Below are 17,610 nucleotides of genomic sequence, written 5' to 3'. Positions count from 1 at the left end.
CTGTAGGCCCGCAATCGGCGGGGGTTGTGGCTAGATGGGCTTCCCTTGAAGCCCTCTGGATTTCGGATCCCGCCCATGAGCTCGCGCGAAAACACCGGCATGGCCCTCGGCCTGCTGGGTGTCATCATCTTCAGCCTGACCCTGCCCTTCACCCGTATCGTGGTGCAGGAGATCCACCCGTTGCTCAACGGCCTGGGCCGTGCCTTGTTCGCGGCGGTCCCGGCGGCGGCGCTGTTGCTGTGGCGCCGCGAGCGCTGGCCGACCTGGCGCCAGGTGCGGGGTTTGTGCCTGGTCATTGCCGGGGTGATTCTGGGCTTCCCGGTGCTGTCGGCGTGGGCCATGCAAACCTTGCCGGCCTCCCATGGCGCACTGGTCAATGGCCTGCAACCGCTGTGCGTGGCGCTGTATGCGGCGTGGCTGTCCCATGAGCGGCCGTCGAAAGCCTTCTGGGCCTGCGCGGCGCTGGGCAGCGGGTTGGTGTTGAGTTATGCATTGATCACCGGCGCCGGCAGTATCCAGGCCGGCGATTTATTGATGCTCGGCGCGATAGCCGTGGGTGGCCTGGGCTATGCCGAAGGTGGCCGGTTGGCCAAGGAGATGGGCGGCTGGCAGGTGATCTGCTGGGCGCTGGTACTGTCCACGCCGGTGTTGATCGGCCCGGTGTGGTACCTGACGGCGCAGCACCAAGGCGCGGTCTCGATGCGCGCCTGGTGGGCGTTCGGCTATGTGTCGCTGTTCTCGCAGTTCCTGGGCTTCTTCGCCTGGTACGCCGGCCTGGCCATGGGCGGCATTGCGCGGGTCAGCCAGATTCAGCTGTTGCAGATCTTCTTCACCATCGCGTTTTCGGCGCTGTTCTTTGGTGAACATATCGAGCCGATTACCTGGGTGTTTGCCTGTGGGGTCATCGTGACGGTGATGCTCGGGCGCAAGACCGCGGTGCAGGCTGCGCCGATCGCTAAGTCGGCGTGAGCCCCTATTTAAGGTAGCCATCCGCGCGCAGCAGGGTTTCCAGGCAGTGTTCGGAGACGTGATAGAACGCCTTCAACTCCTGGATTCTCTCCAGCAACTGCGCGTTGTCCACCGGCTCCGCACGCTTGACCGCCAGGATCATCTTGTTCTTGTTGGTGTGTTCCAGGGAGATGAATTCGAACACCTTGGTCTCGTAGCCGCACGCTTCGAGGAACAACGCACGCAAGCTGTCGGTGACCATTTCCGCCTGCTGGCCCAGGTGCAGGCCGTATTGCAGCATCGGCTTGAGCAGCGCCGGGCTCTGGATCTGCAGGCGAATCTGCTTATGGCAGCACGGCGAGCACATGATGATCGATGCGCCGGAACGAATGCCGGTGTGGATCGCGTAATCGGTGGCGACGTCACAGGCATGCAGGGCGATCATCACGTCCAGTTGGCTGGGCGCCACGCTGCGCACATCACCACATTTGAACACCAGCCCCGGGTGTTCCAGGCGAGCGGCGGCGGTGTTGCACAGGGTCACCATGTCTTCGCGCAACTCGACGCCGGTGACTTCGCCTTCGGCCTTGAGGGTGTTGCGCAGGTAGTCGTGGATCGCAAACGTGAGGTAGCCCTTGCCCGAACCGAAATCGGCGACGCGCACCGGTTGGTCCAGCTTCAGCGGTGAGGAGGTCAGCGCATGGCTGAACACTTCGATGAATTTGTTGATCTGCTTCCACTTGCGCGACATCGACGGGATCAGCGCCTGCCTGGCGTCGGTCACGCCCAGGTCGGCGAGGAACGGCCGGCTCAGGTCGAGGAAGCGATGTTTCTCACGGTTATGCTCGGCCGATGGCGCCTCGCGCAGTTGCTGAGGCTTGCTCCTGAACAGCGAGCTTTTGTTCTTCTTGCTGTATTCCAACTGGGCTTCGTCGGTCAGCGACAGCAGGTGCGCGTTCTTGAACGAGCCCGGCAGCAACGCGGCAATCGCCGCCACGCCGTCGGCCAGCGCCAAGTTCTTGGTGATGTCGCGGGTCTTGTAGCGGTAGACGAAGGACAGGCACGGCTGCTCCTTGACGGTCACCGCCTTGATGATCAGCCGCTGCAACTCGGCTTCGTCGCCGACGTATTTGGCCAGCACCAGCTTGATAAAGGCGTTCTGCGCAAGGCTTGTGCTCAACAGTTCGATGAACTGGGCGTGATGATCCGGCGCGGGGCTGGCAGGTTGAGCGGTAACGGACATGAACAAAAACGCCTCGGGCAGGGAATGCCGGGCATTTTAGGGGGGATGGGGGTTCAGGGCACGGGGTTATTTGATCAACGGTACTGCCCCCTCCCACATTTGATCTCCGGTGCTGGATGTTCTATTCGAGTACGACCAGGCGATTTGGCAGTTCATTCCGGGCGTGTGTCACCGGTACATGCACCTTCAACAACTCGCCACACGCCTCGATACAGGCAATAAACCCAGCCAGCGTCTGCCCCTGTTTCACCTGCTGGGTAAACGCCTTGACGATGGCATCCCAACTGCTGTTATCCAGGCGCTTGGAGATACCTTCGTCCACCAGGATTTCCACATAACGCTCCGCTTCGCTGACAAAAATCAGCACCCCGGTGCTGCCCAGGGTGTGGTGCAGGTTCTGCTCCAGGAACTGCCGGCGCGCGAGGTTGGAGGCGCGCCAATGGCGTACCGAGCGCGGGATCAGGCGGGTGGTCACCTTGGGCAGGCGAAACAGCAGGCACAACACGATGAACGTCGCCCACTGCGCCAACAGCAAGGTGTACATGGTCAGGTAGCCCGACAGGTAATGCACCACGCCCGGTACCACCAAGGCGATCAGGCTGGCCCACAGCAGGGGGATGTAGGCGTAATCGTCGGCGCGGGCCGCCAGCACGGTGACCAGTTCGGCGTCGGTGGTTTTTTCGACCCGGGCAATCGCTTCGGCGACTTGGCGCTGCTCGTGTTCAGTCAGTAATGCCATGGTTGTAGTTGCTCTCTAGTTATTGTCATTACCAGCCGCCCGACGCGCCGCCGCCGCCGAAGCCACCACCGCCGCCTCGGAAACCGCCGCCACCTCCCCCGCCACCGCCGCCGCGTCCACTGCTGCCGAGGATCGCCAAAAAGATCGCGCCCACCGGCAGGCCCATGCGATTGCACAGCCACAACACGCCGATCAGCAGGATGAACAGGCCGATGGAAAAGCCGGGATTATCCTTGGCAAAGTTGGCATCCGCCACATGCGCCGGCACCGCCAGCGGTTCGCCGCCGACCACCTGCACCATCGCCGCCACGCCGTCGCTGATGCCCTGGCTGAAATTGCCGGCCTTGAACTTGGGCGCAATCACCTGGTTGATGATCACCCAGGCCTGCGCATCGGTGAGCACGCCTTCAAGGCCATAGCCAACTTCGATCCGCAACGTGCGCTCGTCACGGGCGACAATCAGCAACGCGCCGTTGTCCTTGCCCTTCTGGCCGATGCCCCACTGGCGACCCAACTGGTAACCGTAGTCCTCGATGGGCACGCCCTGCAGGTCGGGCACCGTGACCACCACGATCTGGTCGCCACGGGTCTGCTCCAGCGCCTGCAACTGCTGGGTGATGTGCTCGCGCGTGGCCGGGTCGATCATCTGGGCGGTGTCCACCACCCGCCCGCTCAACGCCGGGAACGTCAGCGCCGCCTGGGCCACCCCCACGCAGGCCAGCATCCATAGCGCCAGGCCTATCCGTAATAAACGCATCGACACCTCAGTGCAGCCTTATTTGAACTTCACTTGCGGCGCTTTATCGGCATCGGCACTGGTGGCTTCAAAGGTGGCGCGGATCGGCAGGTCGCTGTACATCACGCTGTGCCACAGGCGGCCAGGGAAGGTGCGGATCTCGGTGTTGTACGCCTGCACGGCCTGGATGAAATCGCGACGGGCCACGGCGATGCGGTTTTCGGTGCCCTCGAGCTGGGATTGCAGGGCCAGGAAGTTCTGGTTGGCCTTCAGGTCCGGGTAGCGCTCGGAGACCACCATCAAGCGGCTGAGGGCACCGCTCAAACCGTCCTGGGCCTGTTGGAACTGCTTGAGTTTTTCCGGGTTGTCCAGGGTGCTGGCATCCACCTGGATCGAGGTGGCCTTGGCCCGCGCCTCGATCACGGCGGTCAGGGTGTCCTGTTCATGGGCGGCGTAACCCTTGACCACTTCCACCAGGTTGGGGATCAGGTCGGCGCGGCGCTGGTACTGGTTCTGCACCTGGCCCCAGGCCGCCTTGGCCTGTTCGTCCAGGGTCGGGATGTTATTGATGCCGCAGCCGCTCAATACTGTGCTGATCAATAGCAAAGCCGCGGCCTTGAGGCCCCAGCGGGAATGTTGTGCTGCTTGCATGGTGTTTCTCCTGCCCAAACTGGATGGAATATGACGACTAACCCTAAAAACCACACGCTTGGGGCATAATCCGCCACCACTGGAATGCATCGAGCCAATCAGCTACAAAGATGCCCAGCGCGATAAAGAGTTCAGAGTGTGCTGCATTTATCTGAACAACACCCGAACAACAATAGACGCTCCCCACATTTTGGCCGATCAGCCCAAGCGCTGTGCAGTGAGCCGAAAAAGGATATTCATGAAGAAGCTGTGTTTGCTCGGCCTTGTTGCCACGCTGGCCACCCACCCCGTCTGGGCAGAAACAAAGCCTGCTGCGCTTAAGGACAAGGACGCTTTCGTCAGCGACCTGCTCAAGCAGATGACCCTGGACGAAAAGATCGGCCAATTGCGCCTGATCAGCATCGGCCCGGAAATGCCCCGCGAGCTGATCCGCAAGGAAATCGCCGCCGGCCGCATCGGTGGCACGTTCAACTCCATCACCCGCCCGGAAAACCGTCCGATGCAGGACGCGGCCATGCGCAGCCGCTTGAAGATCCCGATGTTCTTCGCCTATGACGTGATCCACGGCCACCGCACGATCTTCCCGATCAGCCTGGCCCTGGCCTCCAGCTGGGACATGGACGCCATCGGCCGCTCCGGGCGTATCGCCGCCCAGGAAGCCGCCGCCGACAGCCTCGACATCACCTTTGCACCGATGGTCGATATCTCCCGCGACCCGCGCTGGGGTCGCACGTCCGAAGGCTTCGGTGAAGACACCTATCTGGTCTCACGGATTGCCGAAGTGATGGTCAAGGCCTTCCAGGGCGCCAGCCCCGCGAATGCCGACAGCATCATGGCCAGCGTCAAGCACTTCGCCCTCTACGGCGCAGTGGAAGGCGGACGTGACTACAACGTGGTCGACATGAGCCCGGTCAAGATGTACCAGGACTACCTGCCGCCGTACCACGCGGCGATCAAGGCCGGCTCCGGCGGCGTGATGGTGGCGCTGAACTCGATCAATGGCGTGCCCGCCACCGCCAACACCTGGCTGATGAACGACCTGCTGCGCAAGGACTGGGGCTTCAAGGGCCTGGCCGTCAGCGACCACGGCGCGATCTTCGAGCTGATCAAGCACGGCGTGGCCAAGGACGGGCGCGAAGCCGCCAAGCTGGCGATCAAGGCCGGCATCGACATGAGCATGAACGACTCGTTGTACGGCAAGGAATTGCCGGGGCTGCTCAAGTCCGGCGAGATCGAACAGAGCGACATCGACAACGCCGTGCGTGAAGTGCTCGGCGCCAAGTACGACATGGGCCTGTTCAAAGACCCGTACCTGCGCATCGGCAAGGCCGAGGATGACCCGGCCGACACCTACGCCGACAGCCGCCTGCACCGTACCGAGGCCCGTGATGTGGCGCGCCGCAGCCTGGTGCTGCTGAAGAACCAGAACGACGCCCTGCCGCTGAAAAAGTCCGCGACCATCGCGCTCGTGGGCCCACTGGCCAAGGCGCCGATCGACATGATGGGCAGTTGGGCGGCGGCCGGCAAGCCGGAGCAATCGGTCACGCTGCTTGACGGCATGAACGCGGTCATCGGCGAAAAAGGCAAGATCATCTACGCCCGTGGCGCCAACATCACCAACGACAAGGCGGTGGTCGACTACCTCAACTTCCTCAACTTCGATGCACCGGAAGTGGTGGATGACACCCGCCCGGCCGAGGTGATGATCGATGAAGCGGTCAAGGCCGCCAAGGATGCCGACGTGGTGGTCGCCGCCGTGGGTGAATCCCGTGGCATGTCCCACGAATCGTCGAGCCGCACCGACCTGAATATCCCGCAAAGCCAGCGCGACCTGATCAAGGCCCTGAAAGCCACCGGCAAACCGCTGGTGCTGGTACTGATGAACGGCCGCCCGCTGTCGATCCTGGAAGAGAAACAACAAGCCGACGCGATCCTGGAAACCTGGTTCGCCGGTACCGAAGGCGGCAACGCCATCGCCGACGTGCTGTTCGGTGACTACAACCCATCTGGCAAGCTGCCGATCACCTTCCCACGCTCCGTGGGGCAGATTCCGACCTACTACAACCACCTGACTATTGGCCGGCCATTCACCCCGGGCAAGCCGGGCAACTACACCTCACAGTACTTCGATGACACCACCGGGCCGCTGTTCCCGTTTGGCTATGGCCTGAGCTACACCACGTTCAGCCTGTCGGACATGGCGCTGTCGTCCACCACCCTGAACAAGACCGGCAAGCTCGACGCCAGCGTCACGGTGCAGAACACCGGCAAGGTCGATGGCGAAACCGTGGTGCAGTTGTATATCCAGGACGTGGCGGGTTCGATGATCCGTCCGATCAAGGAGCTGAAGAACTTCCAGAAGGTCATGCTCAAGGCTGGCGAAGAACGCACGCTGCACTTCACCATCACCGAGGACGACTTGAAGTTCTACAACACCCAGCTCAAGTTCGCCGCCGAACCGGGTGAGTTCAATGTGCAGATCGGGCTGGACTCCCAGGACGTACAGCAGCAGACCTTCGAACTGCTCTAACACCTGACACGGTCAAAAAATGTGGGAGCAAGCCCCCTCCCACATTTGACCTCAGTGTTCTTGCTAGCCGCGTCGATCCAGCAGGTTCACCACCAACCGATCAATCCACCCCCACACCCGCTGCTTCACCCGCCGCCACAACGGCCGCGCCTTCCACGCTTCCAGGCTGACCACCAGGCTCTGGGCAAAATCCGCGGTAAAGCTCGCCGCCACCGCCTGCGTCAGCCCGGGGTCCAACGCTTCCAGGTTGGCTTCCAGGTTGAAGCGCAGATTCCAGTGATCGAAGTTGCACGAGCCGATACTCACCCAATCGTCCACCAGCGCCATCTTCAGGTGCAAAAAGCACGGCTGGTATTCAAAGATCTGCACGCCTGCACGCAGCAAGCGCGGGTAATAACGGTGCCCGGCGTAGCGCACGGAGGGGTGGTCGGTGCGCGGGCCGGTGAGCAGCAAACGCACATCCACCCCACGCCCTGCGGCCCGACGCAATGCGCGGCGCACGCCCCAGGTGGGCAGGAAATACGGCGTGGCGAACCAGATACGTTGCTGGCTGCTGTTCAGCGCGCGGATCAGCGATTGCAGGATATCGCGGTGCTGTCGGGCGTCTGCATAGGCCACTCGGCCCAGGCCTGGCCCCGTCGCCGGCACCTTGGGCAAACGCGGCAAACCGAAATGGGTGGCGGGCTTCCACGCCCGGCGCGCGACATTGGCGTGCCATTGCCGTTCGAACAGCGCTTGCCAGTCCAGCACCAGCGGGCCGTGGACCTGCACCATCACCTCATGCCACTCGGCGGTGTCTTGCCCCGGCGTCCAGAACTCATCGGTGACGCCCGTGCCGCCGACCACGGCAGTTTCCTGGTCGATCAGCAACAGCTTGCGGTGGTCGCGATAAAGGTTGCGCATCCAGCGGCGCCAGCTCAGGCGATTGTAGAAACGCAGCTCCACACCGGCGTCGGTCAGGCGCTTACGCAGCCCCAGGGTAAACGCCAGGCTGCCGTAGTCATCAAACAGGCAGCGCACCCGCACGCCGCGCTCGGCGGCCAGCACCAGCGCCTGCACCATCGCTTCGGCGCAGGCGCCAGCCTCCACCAGATACAATTCCAACTCCACTTGCCGCTCGGCCCGGGCAATGCCCACCAGCATCTGCGGAAAAAATTGCGGGCCGTCGATCAACAACTCGAAACGGTTGGCGCTGCGCCACGGGAACACTGCGCCGCTCATGTCAGCGCGCCGTAAAGATCAGCACCGCACCCACCGGCACCGACAAACTGATCGACTTAAGCCCAGCCGCCTTGCGCAACGCCGCCACCCCCGGCGCCAGGTCGAAATCCTCCGCACGCAACACCACCGGTTCCAGGGTCACCACCTGGAAGCGTCGGTCATCCAGGCGCGTGGCCAACAACTCGGCGCTGTAGGTCTGGGTCTTGCCATGCAGGGTGACGCTCAAGGGCAAGCGCAGTTCCAGTTGCGCGCCAGGCGCCAGGTCATTGATGGGTTGCAGATTGATCTGTGCGCTGATCAGCGCCTCGGGGAAAGTCTTGATCTCGAACAGCTGGTTGCGCATGCGCTCGTCGCGCAGCGGGATGCCGCTGTTGACCGACTCCAGCTCTACTTCCAATTGCGCCGCGCCCTTGCTGTCGACCTTGCCGTGTAGCACCAGGAAGCGATGGACTTCAGCAATCTCGGTGTTTTTGGTGGTAACGAACGACAGGCGCGAGGACTCGTTGTCCAGGTACCAGTCGGCATGGGCGGGCACCGCGGCAGCGGCCAGCAGGGCGAAGGCCAGGGGTTTGATAACAGAAGCGTTGAACATTAAGGACTCGTGGGGCGAAAAACCTGCACGAACCTTAAGCGCAATGTCACGAACGGCGCAAATCCAATGTGGGGGGTGACTTGCGCTGTGTCAGGGATTCAGACGACAGCCCTGTCGATCCCCCAACCACCGCGCGCTGTGCGTACGCCCCAAGCCACTCGCCGTCACTTCACTGCGTTCCGGGTTATCGCTGAACCCACTGGTGGGCACGTACTGCTTCACATAACCCCGGCAATAGTCGGCTGGATTGTTCGCCACATAGCGGCACGAGCAGTACTCCTTGGCGGTATACGCCGCGATGATATCGGGGAAGGCTTGCAGGTTGACGCGCTCGTGCCAAACCCAGCCTGACAGGGCGAGCAACAGCACCAGAAAAAGGCTGGTAAACGGCCGACGACGCATCATGGTTGCACCGCCGCAAGCACGCGCTTGAGCAGTTCGTTGTGGCGGTAGCTGCCGTCGCGATCATCGCCATAGCGCACGATCACCAGGTGTTCGTCGGGCATCACGTACAGCGCCTGGCCCCAATGACCGAGGGCGGCGAAGGTGTCGGCGGGGGCGTCGGGCCAGGGTCTCGAGGCGCCTTGGTTGAGCCACCATTGGCCACCGGGGACGGCTTCGTCCTGGCCGGCGGTGTATTTGTCGAAGGGTTGGCGGTTGAACGCCACCCAGTCCCTGGGCAGCAATTGTTGATCCCCCCAGCGCCCGTCGCGGGCCATCAGCAGGCCGACACGCGCCAGGTCACGCGCGGTGAGGAACGCATAGGACGAGGCGACAAAGGTTTCGTCGGCATCGGTTTCCCAGGTGGCGTTATGAATGCCCAGCGGCTTGAACAGCGCGTCCCAGGGGTAACTCATGTACGCCTTGTGGCCGAGCATGCCCTTGAGCGCGGCGGACAGGATATTGCTGTCGCCGCTGGAATAACGAAAGGCCTGGCCCGGTGCGCTGAAGGACTCAGTGCTGGCGGCGAACTCGGCCATATCGGCGCGACCACGGGTGTAAAGCATCGCCACCACCGAGGACTTCAGCGGCGCGTATTCATACTCTTCCTGCCAGTCCAGGCCCGAGGCCCAGTGCAGCAGGTCGGCCATGGTCACCTTGGGGTGTTGTTTCATCGGCGGGTAAAAGCGTGCCGCAGGGTCGGTCAGTTTGAAACGGTTTTCGCCGTAGGCCACGCCGAGCACCGTGGCCATCAGGCTTTTGCTGATGGACCAGGTCAAGTGTGGCGTGCTGGCCGTGGTCGGTGCGGCGTAGCGTTCATAGATGACCACACCGTCGCGGATCACCAGCAGCGCGTCGGTGCGAATGCCTTGGCGGGCAGTGTCGTCACGGGGCGGGAATGCATAGGCGTCAAGGGCTTCGACGGCGGGTCCTGCGAGCGGCGTGCCCTTGGCCCAGTCCTTGTCGGGCCAGGTTTCAGCGCAGGCGGTAACGGTGACGAACAGCAGGGAAACGCACAGCAGGCCTCTGACCATGGACACACACTCAAGGGAGCATTCAAGCCCGCGAGCCTAGCCGAGGGCAATGACAGATTTGCTACAGAGGCCCTGTCATCCAAGCGTCACCATAACTTCATGGAGATGACACCGGGGCTACATAGCCTGACTTTGGACAACAAAGTCGACCGGCCGAAACGTGGCTGGCACTCGGAGATTCGCCATGACTCAGATCGCCCGCATCAGCGACACCGGCAATGAACGCCGTCTGCAAGCCGAACGCCTGGTTGGCGCCAAGGCTTTGCAGGAAGCCCAGGCCCTGCGTTTCAACGTCTTCAGCGGCGAGTTCAACGCCAAGCTCAAAGGCGCGGAACACGGCCTGGACATGGATGACTATGATGTTCACTGCAGCCACATCGGCGTGCGGGACTTGAACAGCGGTCGACTCGTCGCCACCACCCGTTTGCTCGACCACCAGGCCGCCAGCACCCTGGGCCGGTTCTACAGCGAAGAAGAATTCAGCCTGCATGGCCTGCTGCATCTGCAGGGCCCGATCCTGGAAATCGGCCGCACCTGCGTCGACCCGGCCTACCGCAACGGCGGCACCATCGCCGTGTTGTGGGGCGAGTTGGCCGAAGTGCTCAACCAGGGCGGCTACAGCTACCTGATGGGCTGCGCGAGCATCCCGATGCACGACGGTGGCATCCAGGCCCACGCGATCATGCAGCGCCTGCGCGAACGTTACCTGTGCAACGAACACCTGCGCGCCGAACCGAAAAAACCGCTGCCGGCGCTGGACCTGCCGACCAACGTGATCGCCGAGATGCCGCCGCTGCTCAAGGCCTACATGCGCCTGGGTGCGAAGATCTGCGGCGAGCCGTGCTGGGATGAAGATTTCCAGGTCGCCGACGTGTTCATCCTGCTTAAGCGCGATGAGCTATGCCCGCGCTATGCGCGCCACTTCAAGGCGGCCATGTGATGAGCCGCCTGCGCGTGTACGGGCGCATTGCCCGGGTGCTGGTGGTAGTGGCGCTGGGCTTGAGCATGGCCAGCGTGTTTGGCGTGTTCGAACGCTTGGGCGTGGCCAATTCGATGGTGCGTCGCCAACGCTGGTCGCGGTTCTTCATGGCGCGGTTGACCAACGCCCTGCCCTTTCGCGTGACAGTGCACGGCGAGTTGCCGACGCAGCCAATGCTGTGGGTGAGCAACCACGTGTCCTGGACCGATATTCCGTTGCTGGGCGCAGTGGCGCCGATGTCGTTTTTGTCCAAGGCCGAAGTGCGCACCTGGCCGGTGGCCGGCTGGTTGGCGGCGAAGGCCGGTAGCTTGTTTATCCGTCGCGGTTCGGGTGACAGCCAGTTGATCCGCAAGCAGATGACCCGCCATCTGGAACAACAGCACCCGCTGCTGATGTTCCCCGAAGGCACCACCACCGACGGCCGCAGCCTGCGCACCTTCCACGGGCGCTTGCTGGCCAGTGCGATTGATGCGGATGTGTCGCTGCAACCGGTGGCCATCCGTTATCTGCGGGATGGGCAGATCGACCCGCTGGCACCGTTCATTGGCGATGACGATTTGCTCTCGCACCTGATGCGCCTGTTCGGCAATGACCAGGGCGATGTGGAAATCCACGTGCTCAAACCGATTGCCTGCGCCGGGCAGGAACGTGCGGCGCTGGCGTTCCAGGCGCAGCAGGCGGTGCAGAAGGCGTTGTTTGGGCCGGTGCCGGAGGCTGAACAAGTAGCGGCGCGACCAGCCTTTGCCGCGTGATATGAGCTAGACACTGCTCCAAATGTGGGAGGGGGCTTGCCCCCTCCCACATTTAGTTCTGCGTTGTCAGTTGGAATTGGGCAAATTTCTGCAACTCGGGGTAGAAGATCCGGAAGTCTTCACTCAACGGCTCATACAACTCACGCAATTCCTGCATCGCAAACCCTAATTCCTGAGGTTGTGTGAGCCGCCGCGAAATCCCGCGCAACACCGGCTCCATCACCGCAAACTCGCGGTACGACCCCAACCAGTCATCCGCCGCCATATACGGCGCTATCTGCGCCAGCCGCCCCGGCAACTGCGGTTCGGCCGCCAGCACGCGGTACACCTGCGAGGTGAAGTGCTCCAGGGGCTGGTCGGCGTACAGCGCCCAATCCCGCGCCAGGCAGTGATCGAAGAACACATCAAGGACAATCCCGGCATAGCGCCGGCGGGTCAGGCTGAAGCGCGACAACGCCTCGCCCACCAACGGGTGGCTGTCGGTGAAGCGGTCGATCGAGCGATGCAACTGGATCGCCGCTTCGATTGGCGGGCTGAACTGGCCTTGCAGGCGGCCTTTGACAAAGTCGCCATACAGGCTGCCCAGCAGTTGCGCAGGAAATTGGCCGCCCAGGTGCAGATGTGCGAGATAATTCATGCCGCGCAGTCTAGCACTGGCGCCAACGTATCGTTATAACCCGATATACCGATTCAGCCTGAGCTCAGAGCAAATTCATATTGGTATATCGGGATATAACGATTTAAAGTTCGCCTCATCGCGATATAACGCTTTACGACACCGAGCACCTGCCATGTCCATCGACCTCGACGAAATAATAAAAGCCCTGGCGCACCCAGTACGACGAGACATCCTCACCTGGCTGAAAGACCCGAAAGTGCAGTTCCCCGAGCAAGTGCACAACCACGAATACGGCATCTGTGCCGGGCAGATCGACCAGCGCTGCGGCTTGTCCCAGTCGACCGTGTCGGCCCACCTGGCCACCTTGCAACGGGCGGGATTGATCAGCAGCCAGAAGGCCGGGCAGTGGCACTTTTTCAAGCGCAATGAGGAAGTGATCCAAGCCTTCCTCGCGGCGCTTACCACTGAACTCAGCGCTGAAATCAGCGCGACGTTGTAACAAGGAAACGATAATGCCCCTCTCGCTACTCATCCTGGCCCTGAGCGCCTTCGCCATCGGCACTACCGAGTTCGTGATCATGGGCCTGCTGCCTGATGTGGCGGCGGACCTCGGCGTGTCGATTCCCGGCGCCGGCTGGCTGGTCACCGGCTATGCCCTGGGCGTGGCCATTGGTGCGCCATTTATGGCACTGGCCACCGCCAGGTTGCCCCGCAAGGCGGCCCTGGTAGCGTTGATGGGCATCTTCATTATCGGCAACCTGCTCTGCGCCCTGGCCAGTGACTACAACGTGCTGATGGTTGCCCGTGTGATCACCGCGCTATGCCACGGTGCGTTCTTCGGCATCGGTTCGGTGGTCGCCGCCAACCTGGTGCCGGCCAACAAGCGCGCTTCGGCCGTGGCCCTGATGTTCACCGGCTTGACCCTGGCCAACGTGCTTGGTGTGCCACTGGGCACCGCGCTGGGCCAGGAAGCCGGCTGGCGCTCGACCTTCTGGGCAGTGACGGTGATTGGCGTAGTGGCGTTGATCGGCCTAATCCGCTTCCTGCCGGCCAAGCGTGACGAAGAAAAACTCGACATGCGCGCCGAACTGGCCGCCCTCAAGGGTGCCGGCATCTGGTTGTCGCTGAGCATGACCGCGCTGTTCGCCGCATCCATGTTCACCCTCTTCACCTATGTTGCGCCGCTGCTCGGCGATGTCACCGGCGTGTCGCCCAAAGGCGTGACCTGGACCCTGCTGCTGATCGGCCTGGGCCTCACCGTGGGCAATATCATCGGCGGCAAGCTGGCGGACAAACGCCTGGCAGCCACCCTGATCGGCGTGTTTATCAGTATGGCGGTGGTGTCCACCGCGCTGACCTGGACCAGCGTCGCCGTGATCCCGACCGAGATCACCCTGTTCCTCTGGGCCACCGCTTCATTTGCCGCCGTACCTGCGCTGCAGATCAACGTGGTGACCTTCGGCAAGGCCGCACCGAACCTGGTGTCCACCCTGAACATCGGCGCCTTCAACATCGGCAATGCCCTCGGCGCCTGGGTGGGCGGCAGCGTGATTGCCCACGGTTTCGGCCTGAGCAGCGTGCCTCTGGCGGCAGCGGCCCTGGCGATCCTGGCGCTGCTGGTGACCCTGATTACTTTCCGTCAGGGCGGCGATGCCGACCTGGCCCCTGCGACCCACTGATCAACTTCAAAGAGAAGGGTGTTTTCCCATGACGACTATTTTCGATCCGATCAAACTGGGCGACCTGGAGCTGTCGAACCGCATCATCATGGCGCCGCTGACCCGCTGCCGCGCCGATGCCGGCCGCGTACCCAACGCGCTGATGGCCGAGTACTACGTGCAACGTGCTTCCGCCGGGCTGATCCTCAGCGAAGCCACTTCGGTGACACCGCTGGGCGTGGGCTACCCGGACACGCCGGGCATCTGGTCCAACGACCAGGTGCGCGGCTGGGCCAATATCACCAAGGCCGTGCATGGCGCAGGGGGCAAGATCTTCCTGCAACTGTGGCACGTCGGCCGCATTTCCCACGCGTCCTACCTGAACGGCGAAACCCCAGTGGCGCCGAGCGCGATCCAGGCTAAAGGTCACGTCAGCCTGGTGCGCCCATTGGCCGACTACCCGACGCCGCGTGCCCTGGAAACCGCTGAAATCGCCGACATCGTCGACGCTTACCGCACCGGCGCCGAGAACGCCAAGGCCGCAGGCTTTGATGGCGTGGAGATCCACGGCGCCAACGGCTACCTGCTCGACCAGTTCCTGCAAAGCAGCACCAATAAGCGCACCGATAACTATGGTGGCTCCCTGGAAAACCGTGCACGCCTGCTGTTGGAAGTGACCGATGCGGCCATCGAGGTCTGGGGCCCTGGCCGTGTGGGTGTGCATTTGGCACCGCGCGCCGATGCCCACGACATGGGCGACGACAACCTGAAGGAGACCTTCACCTACGTCGCCAGCGAGCTGGGCAAGCGTGGTATCGCCTTCATCTGCTCCCGTGAAAAGGCAGGTGCGGACAGCCTCGGTCCTCAATTGAAAAAGGCCTTTGGCGGCGTGTACATCGCCAACGAACGTTTCACCAAGGACAGCGCCAATGCCTGGCTGGCCGAAGGCAAAGCGGACGCCGTGGCCTGGGGTGTGCCGTTCATTGCCAACCCGGACCTGCCAGCACGCCTGAAAGCCGATGCGCCGTTGAACGAAGCGCATCCGGAAACCTTCTACGGCCAGGGCCCGGTGGGCTACATCGATTACCCGACGCTGCCACTGTAATCACCCGACACGCGAAACCAAATGTGGGAGGGGGCTTGCCCCCGATGGCGATGCCTCAGTCACTGTATGTGTTGACTGAACCACTGCCATCGGGGGCAAGCCCCCTCCCACATTGTTGCCCTGGGAAACACTCCTTAACAGCCTTGCAACAAAATCCCTACAAAATACTTAGGCGGCTATGTATCAACCGCCCGCCAGCCCGTATATAAAGTCACCCCACCTATCAGGCAGAAGGACGATTGACGGTCCTTAGGCTTTACTGTTGACACAACCTGATGCAATTACGCATTTTGTCTCAATTGCGCAGGCTGGGGCTCAGGCGCAGCATATCGAGCCCTGCATCCACCCAGCGTTCGGCCTCCTGATGTAGCTGGAAGCTGTCGGGTACCAGCAGCCACTGGCCAATCAGCCCGTTGATGTAGGCATGGATGCACACTGCGCCACGGGTGGTGTCGAGGTTTTCCGGAAGTTGCCCGCGATGGACCGCGTTACGCAGTGTCAGGCCGATGCGCAGGTTGCATTCCAGGCTGTGGGTCTGGCGCTGACGGCGCATGTCGCACATTTCATCGGTGAATTCGCACTTATGAAACAAAATCTCATTGATGCGCCGGGTTTTCGGGTCCAGGGCCACCTGATGAAACAAATGAATCAGCAGCTTGCGCATGCACCCCAACGGATCGACTTCGTCCTCGCTTTCACTGGCCCTGGCCAATTCGTCCAGTGGCTCATGCAGCGTGTCCAGCAGGGCCTGCAACAGATCGGATTTATTACTGAAGTGCCAATAAATGGCGCCCCGCGTGACACCGGCCAGCGCAGCGATATCCGCCAGCGTAGTCCGTGCAACGCCGCGTTCATAAAAGGCTTGCTCGGCGGCTTCGAGAATTTGGCTGCGCGTTTCCTGAGCTTCCTCTTTAGTGCGACGAACCATGGCAGTACAACCTCAATCAGGACACATAAGACTATCGCTAACGCAGTGTTAATAGACGTTAACGATCATCCGAATATTTGTGGGACGACACCGTCATGGGCGCCGAACGTAGTGGAATCGAGGCTTTTGGCTTGCTTTGTCAACAATCCGCGCAGCCTGTCAAGAGTTTACAAACAACCATGAACGTAAGTATATTGCGTAGCAAGCTACTTATCTACTCACAGCGTGTTTTTTACCCTTCCACACTTCTTGTGCGCACCCTGCGCGCCTGACCCGAGGATCTTCATGCAACTTAAGCCAGCTGTTACCGCTCTGGTCACTGCCGTCGCCCTGGCATCGCTGCTCAGCGGATGTAAAAAGGAAGAAGCGGCTCCGCCCGCTCAAGTCCCTCAGGTCGGCGTGGTCACCATTCAACCGCAAGCCTATACCCTGACGTCCGAGCTGCCAGGCCGCACCACCGCCTACCGCATCGCGGAAGTTCGCCCACAGGTCAACGGCATCATCCTCAAGCGCCTGTTCAAGGAAGGCGCGGATGTGAAGGAAGGCCAGCAGCTCTATCAGATCGATCCGTCGGTCTATGAAGCCACGCTGAAAAGCGCACAAGCCAGCCTGACCCAGACCAAGTCCATCTCCGACCGCTACAAGCAGTTGGTCGATGAGCAAGCCGTCAGCCGCCAGGAATACGACACCGCCGTGGCCAACCGCATGACTGCGGAAGCAAACGTGCAAACCGCCCAGATCAACGTGCGCTACACCAAGGTGTTCGCGCCGATCTCCGGGCGTATCGGTCGTTCTTCGGTGACCGAAGGCGCGCTGGTCAGCAATGGCCAGACCGATGCCATGGCGGTAATCCAGCAACTGGACCCGATCTACGTCGACGTCACGCAGTCTTCGGCTGAAATGCTGAAACTGCGCCGCGACCTGGAAAGCGGCCAACTGGAAAAAGCCGGCGCCAACGCCGCCAAGGTCAAGCTGACCCTGGAAGACGGCAGCGACTACGGCCATGACGGCAAACTGGAATTCTCCGAAGTCTCGGTCGACCAGACCACCGGCTCCGTGACCCTGCGCGCGGTGTTCCCCAACCCTGACCACACCCTGCTGCCGGGCATGTTTGTGCACGCCCAGCTGCAAGCCGGTGTGAACAGCAAGGCGATCCTCGCGCCACAGCAAGGCGTGACCCGCGACCTCAAGGGCATCCCGACGGCGCTGGTGGTCAACGCCGACAACAAGGTCGAGCAGCGTGTACTGGTGGCCAACCGCACCGCCGGCGCCTATTGGCTGGTGGAGAAAGGCCTGAACGCCGGTGACCGCGTGATCACCGAAGGCCTGCAGTACGTCAAGCCGGGTGTGGAGGTCAAGGTCAAGGAGGCTGACAACGCCAAGCCCGCCGGTTCCGCCGCTGCTCCTGCTGCCGCGCCTGGCCAGGGGGAGTAA

At 62.1% G+C, this 17,610-nt stretch carries 18 protein-coding genes; 8 read left to right on the top strand and 10 right to left on the bottom strand.

Features of this window, described 5'->3' with window-relative positions; translation table 11 throughout:
* The first annotated feature begins 75 nt into the window (after window positions 1-75).
* A complete protein-coding gene (locus tag J1N02_RS20905) occupies window positions 76-969 on the top strand; it encodes a DMT family transporter (RefSeq protein WP_027604375.1) in 894 nt (297 codons plus the stop codon).
* 4 nt (window positions 970-973) lie between these two features.
* On the opposite strand, the gene J1N02_RS20900 is transcribed toward J1N02_RS20905, so the two are convergent.
* The 4 genes from J1N02_RS20900 to J1N02_RS20885 form a co-directional block, all read right to left on the bottom strand.
* Window positions 974-2,191, bottom strand: a complete 1,218-nt coding sequence (locus J1N02_RS20900) for a class I SAM-dependent methyltransferase (protein WP_098480236.1) — start codon at window positions 2,189-2,191, stop codon at window positions 974-976.
* 121 nt (window positions 2,192-2,312) lie between these two features.
* Window positions 2,313-2,930: a TPM domain-containing protein gene (locus J1N02_RS20895; protein WP_027604377.1), complete on the bottom strand. Its 618-nt coding sequence runs from the start codon at window positions 2,928-2,930 to the stop codon at window positions 2,313-2,315.
* Between the two features lie 28 nt (window positions 2,931-2,958).
* Window positions 2,959-3,687, bottom strand: coding sequence for a TPM domain-containing protein (locus J1N02_RS20890; protein ID WP_027604378.1), 729 nt, complete (start codon window positions 3,685-3,687; stop codon window positions 2,959-2,961).
* Between the two features lie 18 nt (window positions 3,688-3,705).
* Window positions 3,706-4,317 carry a LemA family protein gene (locus tag J1N02_RS20885; RefSeq protein WP_065928260.1) on the bottom strand — a complete coding sequence of 204 codons (612 nt, stop codon included), beginning with the start codon at window positions 4,315-4,317 and terminating at the stop codon, window positions 3,706-3,708.
* A gap of 238 nt (window positions 4,318-4,555) precedes the next feature.
* Here J1N02_RS20885 and bglX point away from each other — a divergent pair, with 238 nt between their 5' ends.
* Complete coding sequence (gene bglX / locus J1N02_RS20880) at window positions 4,556-6,847, top strand: beta-glucosidase BglX (protein WP_421147681.1); 2,292 nt, start codon at window positions 4,556-4,558, stop codon at window positions 6,845-6,847.
* Window positions 6,848-6,910: 63 nt separating this feature from the next.
* Here bglX and J1N02_RS20875 read toward each other — a convergent pair whose 3' ends face one another.
* The 4 genes from J1N02_RS20875 to J1N02_RS20860 form a co-directional block, all read right to left on the bottom strand.
* Window positions 6,911-8,068 (bottom strand): phospholipase D-like domain-containing protein, encoded by a 1,158-nt coding sequence (locus J1N02_RS20875; RefSeq protein WP_027604381.1) that lies wholly within the window; start codon window positions 8,066-8,068, stop codon window positions 6,911-6,913.
* 1 nt (window position 8,069) lies between these two features.
* Window positions 8,070-8,660 (bottom strand): YceI family protein, encoded by a 591-nt coding sequence (locus tag J1N02_RS20870; RefSeq protein WP_027604382.1) that lies wholly within the window; start codon window positions 8,658-8,660, stop codon window positions 8,070-8,072.
* Between the two features lie 90 nt (window positions 8,661-8,750).
* A complete protein-coding gene (locus J1N02_RS20865) occupies window positions 8,751-9,065 on the bottom strand; it encodes a hypothetical protein (RefSeq protein WP_027604383.1) in 315 nt (104 codons plus the stop codon).
* Complete coding sequence (locus tag J1N02_RS20860; RefSeq protein WP_092356503.1) at window positions 9,062-10,135, bottom strand: serine hydrolase domain-containing protein; 1,074 nt, start codon at window positions 10,133-10,135, stop codon at window positions 9,062-9,064. Before J1N02_RS20860 ends, J1N02_RS20865 begins: the two co-directional genes overlap by 4 nt.
* Window positions 10,136-10,319: 184 nt before the next feature.
* Between J1N02_RS20860 and olsB the strand changes: the two genes are divergently transcribed.
* Window positions 10,320-11,075, top strand: coding sequence for an L-ornithine N(alpha)-acyltransferase (gene olsB, locus J1N02_RS20855; protein WP_027604385.1), 756 nt, complete (start codon window positions 10,320-10,322; stop codon window positions 11,073-11,075).
* On the top strand, window positions 11,075-11,866 hold the full coding sequence (locus tag J1N02_RS20850; protein WP_421147680.1) for a lysophospholipid acyltransferase family protein: 792 nt from the start codon (window positions 11,075-11,077) through the stop codon (window positions 11,864-11,866). Before olsB ends, J1N02_RS20850 begins: the two co-directional genes overlap by 1 nt.
* A gap of 52 nt (window positions 11,867-11,918) precedes the next feature.
* Here the strand turns inward: J1N02_RS20850 and J1N02_RS20845 are convergent, their stop codons facing one another.
* Complete coding sequence (locus J1N02_RS20845) at window positions 11,919-12,503, bottom strand: ACP phosphodiesterase (RefSeq protein ID WP_421147679.1); 585 nt, start codon at window positions 12,501-12,503, stop codon at window positions 11,919-11,921.
* A 154-nt stretch (window positions 12,504-12,657) separates the two neighbouring features.
* Between J1N02_RS20845 and J1N02_RS20840 the strand changes: the two genes are divergently transcribed.
* The 3 genes from J1N02_RS20840 to J1N02_RS20830 are packed head-to-tail and all read left to right on the top strand — an operon-like array spanning window position 12,658 to window position 15,248.
* On the top strand, window positions 12,658-12,984 hold the full coding sequence (locus J1N02_RS20840) for an ArsR/SmtB family transcription factor (protein WP_027604388.1): 327 nt from the start codon (window positions 12,658-12,660) through the stop codon (window positions 12,982-12,984).
* A 13-nt stretch (window positions 12,985-12,997) separates the two neighbouring features.
* Window positions 12,998-14,164, top strand: coding sequence for an MFS transporter (locus J1N02_RS20835; protein WP_027604389.1), 1,167 nt, complete (start codon window positions 12,998-13,000; stop codon window positions 14,162-14,164).
* Window positions 14,165-14,192: 28 nt separating this feature from the next.
* On the top strand, window positions 14,193-15,248 hold the full coding sequence (locus tag J1N02_RS20830) for an alkene reductase (protein ID WP_027604390.1): 1,056 nt from the start codon (window positions 14,193-14,195) through the stop codon (window positions 15,246-15,248).
* A 295-nt stretch (window positions 15,249-15,543) separates the two neighbouring features.
* Here the strand turns inward: J1N02_RS20830 and J1N02_RS20825 are convergent, their stop codons facing one another.
* Window positions 15,544-16,176, bottom strand: coding sequence for a TetR family transcriptional regulator (locus J1N02_RS20825; RefSeq protein ID WP_027604391.1), 633 nt, complete (start codon window positions 16,174-16,176; stop codon window positions 15,544-15,546).
* A gap of 285 nt (window positions 16,177-16,461) precedes the next feature.
* On the opposite strand from J1N02_RS20825, the gene J1N02_RS20820 reads away from it, so the two are divergent.
* Window positions 16,462-17,610, top strand: coding sequence for an efflux RND transporter periplasmic adaptor subunit (locus J1N02_RS20820; protein WP_027604392.1), 1,149 nt, complete (start codon window positions 16,462-16,464; stop codon window positions 17,608-17,610).

The sequence above is a fragment of the Pseudomonas sp. NFX5 genome (assembly GCF_049132125.1).
Taxonomy (GTDB): Bacteria; Pseudomonadota; Gammaproteobacteria; order Pseudomonadales; family Pseudomonadaceae; genus Aquipseudomonas; species Aquipseudomonas marginalis.
Note: the sequence above shows the minus strand (reverse complement) of the source record. Positions and strands in the feature narration are given on the sequence as shown.